The organism is Blastomonas sp. (genome assembly GCF_041747255.1).
Lineage (GTDB): Bacteria > Pseudomonadota > Alphaproteobacteria > Sphingomonadales > Sphingomonadaceae > Blastomonas.
This window is the reverse complement of the sequence record NZ_JBGTFM010000303.1, coordinates 1-2,927: the sequence shown is the minus strand read 5'-3', so window position 1 is coordinate 2,927 and position 2,927 is coordinate 1. Positions and strand designations below refer to the sequence as shown.

3 protein-coding genes and 1 other RNA gene are annotated in these 2,927 nt (G+C 64.0%); all 4 read right to left on the bottom strand.

Annotation, left to right across the window (positions count from 1 at the left end; all coding sequences use genetic code 11):
• Positions 1–24: 24 nt before the first annotated feature.
• Entirely contained in the window at positions 25–360 is a 336-nt protein-coding gene (locus ACEW8G_RS10425) for a YbaB/EbfC family nucleoid-associated protein (RefSeq protein WP_373488356.1), read from the bottom strand.
• Positions 357–2,270: a DNA polymerase III subunit gamma/tau gene (locus tag ACEW8G_RS10420; protein WP_373488355.1), complete on the bottom strand. Its 1,914-nt coding sequence runs from the start codon at positions 2,268–2,270 to the stop codon at positions 357–359. Before ACEW8G_RS10420 ends, ACEW8G_RS10425 begins: the two co-directional genes overlap by 4 nt.
• A 59-nt stretch (positions 2,271–2,329) precedes the next feature.
• Positions 2,330–2,424, bottom strand: an RNA gene (ffs, locus tag ACEW8G_RS10415) — signal recognition particle sRNA small type.
• Positions 2,425–2,542: 118 nt separating this feature from the next.
• Positions 2,543–2,821 (bottom strand): ETC complex I subunit, encoded by a 279-nt coding sequence (locus tag ACEW8G_RS10410; protein ID WP_373488354.1) that lies wholly within the window; start codon positions 2,819–2,821, stop codon positions 2,543–2,545.
• Positions 2,822–2,927: the final 106 nt, after the last annotated feature.

Here is a 2,927-nt window from a genome sequence, read left to right as displayed (position 1 = left end):
TTAGTCACGCGTGCGTTAACAGCGTCAGAACGGCAGCTTGAATCCGGCGGGCAACGGCAGGCCTTGTGCCATCTTGCCCATTTCCTCTTCGCTCGCCCGGTCTGCCTTGGTGCGCGCGTCATTGAATGCGGCGGCGATCAGGTCTTCGAGCATCTGCTTGTCGGCTGGCACGATCAGGCTGTCGTCAATCGACACGCCCAAAATACGGCCCTTTGCGGTGGCGCGGACCTTGACCAGCCCGCCGCCGGCAGCGCCCTCGACCTCGATCGTCTCAAGCTTGGCCTGCGCCTCGTTCATCTGGCGCTGCACCGTCTGCGCGGCTTCCTGCGCCGCCGCCATCATTTCTTCCATGCTCTTCATGTCTTGGCACTCCGTATCTGCGTTTCATTGCTTTCATGTGGGGACAACTGCGCGGCATTCCAGTCAATTTCAGCGTCGGGGAAGGCCGCCTGCGTGGCCTTGACCAGTGGATGGTTTAAAATTTCCTCGCGAATTGCCGCCTCAGAAGAGGCCTCCTGCTCGGCGAGACTTGGGGCCGCCGCGCCCTCGCCGCGCACGATTTCCCACCGGCGACCCGTAATCATGGCCAAGGCCTCGCGCAGCAGGGGGACGTAATCGTCGTTGCCGCTGGCAGACTGATACTCAATCCGGTTCTCGGTGAGGGCAATCAGCCGCACATCCCCCCTGACCTGGCTGGCCAGCAACAGCCGTCCGGCCTGATCGAGCATGTCAACCAGCCCGGTAAGTGTCTGTGGACCGCTGGCAGGCGCTGGCGCATCGTTCCACGGCGGTGCGTCTGCGACGGTTGAGGCCGGCGGGGGCGTTGCGTTGTCTGCTGCCGGGGCCGGTGTTGCCTGTGGCGCAGCACTGCCAAGCCCGCGCGCCAGCGTGCCGGGATCGGGCAGGCTTGCAGCATAGGCAACGCGCAGCAATGCCATCTCGCACGCCTCGCGCGGCACGGGCGCAGCGGCGGTTTCCTCATGGCCCTTGAGCAGCAACTGCCATAGCCGGTGCAATGACGCATGACCAAGCTTGTCGGCCCAACTGGCCAACGCGGCGCGGTCTTCTTCGCCATGCACGGTTCGCACCCGGCCTGCGGATTTGTGCAGCGCAACGCCATGCACCATCGCCAGCAGCCCGCGCAGCACCGCCAGCGGGTCGACCCCCAATGTGTGCTGTGCATCAAGGTCGGCGAGCATTGCATCGGCGTCACCCGATATCAGATGAGCGAACAGCCGCCGCATCGCGCCACGATCCGACAGGCCGAGCATGTCACGCACCTGATCAGCGCGCACTGCAGGCTGATCGGCGGCATCGCCTTCCCCGGAAAGGTCAGCGTGAGCAATCGCCTGATCGAGGATCGACAGGCCGTCGCGCGCCGAACCTTCTGCCGCATCGGCAATCATCGACAAAGCATCAGGCTCTGCCGATATCGCCTCTTTGATGCAGATATCTGCGAAATGGCGCGCGAGCAGTTCTGATGGGATGCGTTTGAGGTCGAACCGCTGGCAGCGCGACAGCACTGTCACCGGCACCTTGTTGACCTCGGTTGTAGCAAACAGGAACTTTACATGCGGCGGTGGTTCTTCGAGCGTCTTAAGCAGTCCGTTCCACGCCTGTTTCGACAACATGTGGGCTTCGTCGATGATATACATCTTGAATCGCGCCGACACGGCGGAATAGCGCACCGCCTCGGTAATTTCGCGCACGTCATCGATACCGGTATGGCTGGCAGCATCCATTTCGATGATATCGATATGCCGCCCCTCGGCGATCGCGATGCATGGCTCACACACCCCGCATGGCGCTATCGTCGGGCCGCCCTGCCCGTCGGGGCCGATGCAGTTGAGCGCCTTGGCGATCAGCCGCGCTGTCGAGGTCTTGCCGACCCCGCGCACCCCGGTCATCAGAAAGGCATGCGCCAGCCGGTCGCGCGCGATGGCATTGGCCAGCGTGCGGACCATGGGCTCCTGCCCGATCAGCTCGGAAAAGGTCTGCGGGCGATATTTGCGCGCGAGCACGCGATAGGGTTGCGCCGGGGCGTCGGGCGCGGGTTTGACGGTCGGCGCAGGAGCCGGTGCGGCCTTCTCGACAGGCTTTTCGGCGGGAGCTGGTGTCGGAGCTGGTGTGGGGGCCGGATTCTGTCCGCCGAACAGCGCTTCCTGGCCTGCCTCTTCGAGATCGGCGGCGCTCGGCGCGTCGTCCGCGGGGTCGGGCGCTGCAGCGCTCTCCCATGGCAGGCCGTCTGTATTGTCCGGTGAATCACCCATCCGCCCTAGCTAGGGCGTGCGCGCGCATTTGTCATGCTGGCGTTTGTCACATGGAGGGTGGAAAAGGAGCCGAGCGACCCGTCGCAATTCACCTGGGCTGCTTCCTTCCGGACCTGACCCGGTGAGCGAACGCAAACGTCCACCCGACTCCCGGAGCGCCATATGGCGGGGAAGTGGCGGGGGTTCAAGTAATTCGTGTGCGTGGCTGCTTCATTGCGAGGAGAGCAGCGACGCGGGAATCCATCGGCCGCGCTCGCAAACCGCGAGCAAACCTAGTTGAAATTATCGGCGTAGGCCTGGAGCTTGAGATGGCGCTCGGGGGTCGTGTGGACCCGCGCGGCGATGCCGTGCTTGGCGGCATAGGCTTTCGCATCGTCCTTTGAGGCGAAATTAAGCTGCACCTGCGCCTGCGTGTCGCCGCTGCCGGTCCAGCCCATCAGCGGATCGGCGTGGCGCGCCTCGGACTGTTCGAATTCGAGCACCCACTCGTCGATCCGCGCCTTGCCGGACTGCATCGCGTTTTTCGGGCGTTGATAGATTCGGGCTGCCATGGAGAGCCCTCTAATTCAGCGCGGCGCTTTGGAAAAGGCATTCTTGGTCTTGAGGCTGGGCGCTTCGGCCCAGGGTTCCTCGGGCCAGCGGTGTTTTGGATAGCGT